Below are 2,165 nucleotides of genomic sequence, written 5' to 3'. Positions count from 1 at the left end.
GTGCGCCGTGAGGCGCTGATTGATCGTGTGGAGGTGAGAGACCGCCACCGCCGTCCTGTCGCAGCAGGGTGGTGAAGCTGGGGGCAGCCTGATCCGGGAGGTGCCGGGGAGGGTGGCAAGCGGCCCCGACAACGCCGGGACGTGACCAGCACTGCCAGATGGCGCGGGTCCGGCAAGCGAGACGGAGAGGTATACGCGAGGAACCGGTGTCTGAAGCCTCCTAACAATCCCTACCAGCTCGAACCTGGCGGATATGGGCTGGGTGCGGTGCGTCCTTGCCCTCCTGTTCGGGGCGGGAACTCCTGTGGCTGCTGACGTTCGGCGGTCCGGGAGGCCATGGTGAAGTGCTGCGGGGTAGCCGTGGCGATGCCGCGGGGGTATAGCCGGGTGCCTACTTCGTCGAGCGATCGGTCAGTGAACACGGGAACCTTCCCCGTTCTGCCCGCCCGTCGCGCCGCCAGCGCGGTGGGTGGGGCTGGGTCCACCGTCGGCCGATCGGGCCGGGAAGGGGCGGAGCCGCCGTAGTACTCCGAGGCCGGGAGAGCCGGTCACATGGGGAAGGGCGGCAGCGAGATCGCATGGGAGGTACTGCAATGCCCGAAGACACGGTGGTGGATACCGCCGTCACGTGGCCGACCTTGGAAGAGGCCGGGATGCGGGTACGGGAGATGCAGATCAAACTGCACCGTTGGGCGGCGGCCGACTGTGGTCGCCGGTTTGACGATATCCACAACTTCGTCAGCGACCCGGCCACGCTCGTCGTGGCTTTGCAGCGGGTCGCCGGGAATGCCGGAGCCCGCACGGCCGGTGTGGACGGCGTCACCGCTGTCCACGTGAGCCTCGCCGGGCCCGAGGTGTTCCTGGACCATGTCCGTTCCCTGCTGAAGACCGGCACGTTCCGGCCCCTGCCAGTACGGGAGAAGATGATCCCCAAGACCGGCGGGAAACTGCGCCGACTGGGGATACCGACCATCACGGACCGGGTGGTCCAGGCGGCACTGAAGCTGGTCCTGGAGCCCATCTTCGAGGCGGATTTCCAGCCTTGCTCGTATGGGTTCCGGCCGAACCGGCGTGCGCACGACGCGATCGCCGAGATCCATCATCTGGCCACCGCCGGCTACCGGTGGGTGCTGGACGCGGATATCGAGGCGTGCTTCGACCGTATTGACCACACGGCCCTGATGAACCGGGTGCGTCGACGGGTGAAGGACAAGCGCGTGCTCGCTCTGGTGAAGTCGTTCCTCAAAGCCGGGATCATGACCGAACTCGGTGAACGGAACGAGACCACCTCCGGCACACCCCAAGGAGGGATCCTCTCACCGCTGCTGGCCAACATCGCCCTGTCCGTGCTCGACGAGTTCTTCGCCGAGCAATGGGCCGCGATGGGCACCAGCAGCCAACGCAGGCAACGCAGGGACAGAGGGCTCGCGACGTGGCAGTTGGTCCGCTACGCCGACGACTTCCTCGTCCTGGTCCACGGCAACGAGCAACACGTCGAGGACCTGCGCGAGCAGGTGAGTACGGTCCTGGCGGCGATGGGCCTGCGCCTGTCACCGGCCAAGACCAGGATCGCCCACCTTGCCGAAGGGGTCGACTTCCTCGGCTTCCACATCAAGTGGATGCGCAAACGAGGAACGAACAAGTGGCACGTCTACACGTTCATCGCCGACAAGCCTGTCCAGGCGCTGAAACGAAAGATCAAGTCACTGACCCGCCGGTTGTCGCACCTGAGCTACCGGGAGACGCTGGTCAGGATCAACTACATCCAGCGTGGATGGGCCAACTACTTCAAGCACGCGGTCGCCAAGCACACCTTCTCCCACCTGCAGAACTTCATCTGGTGGCGAGTGATCAACTGGGTGATGCGTCGCAACCGCATGACCTGGAGAGCCATCCAGCGATGGCTACGCACCCCACAAGGGTGGCAGCCGATCGCGTTCGACGGGGTCGAACTGTTCAAGATAGCCAAGGTCCCCGTGACCCGATACCGCTATCGCGGCAGCAAGATCCCGAATCCCTGGCAGCCCAGAGCGACAAGCCCCGTCCCAACGGCATGACCTCGTGGAGAGCCCGGTGCGGTGAAAGTCGCACGCCGGGTTCGGCGGGCGGGTCCGGGAAACGGACCTGGAGCAATCCAGGCACCGCGCCCGGGCCCGACCCAACAC

The 2,165-nt window shown here is 65.8% G+C and carries 1 protein-coding gene; it reads left to right on the top strand.

What is annotated here, in order from left to right; translation table 11 throughout:
• Positions 1-593: 593 nt before the first annotated feature.
• Positions 594-2,057, top strand: coding sequence for a group II intron reverse transcriptase/maturase (gene ltrA, locus ABD191_RS28540; RefSeq protein ID WP_344088958.1), 1,464 nt, complete (start codon positions 594-596; stop codon positions 2,055-2,057).
• Positions 2,058-2,165 lie beyond the last annotated feature (108 nt).

Origin of the sequence: Luedemannella helvata (assembly GCF_039528415.1) — a bacterium.
Lineage (GTDB): Bacteria > Actinomycetota > Actinomycetes > Mycobacteriales > Micromonosporaceae > Luedemannella > Luedemannella helvata.
The sequence above is the reverse complement of the archived record's forward strand: the minus strand, read 5'-3'. Positions and strand labels throughout refer to the sequence as shown.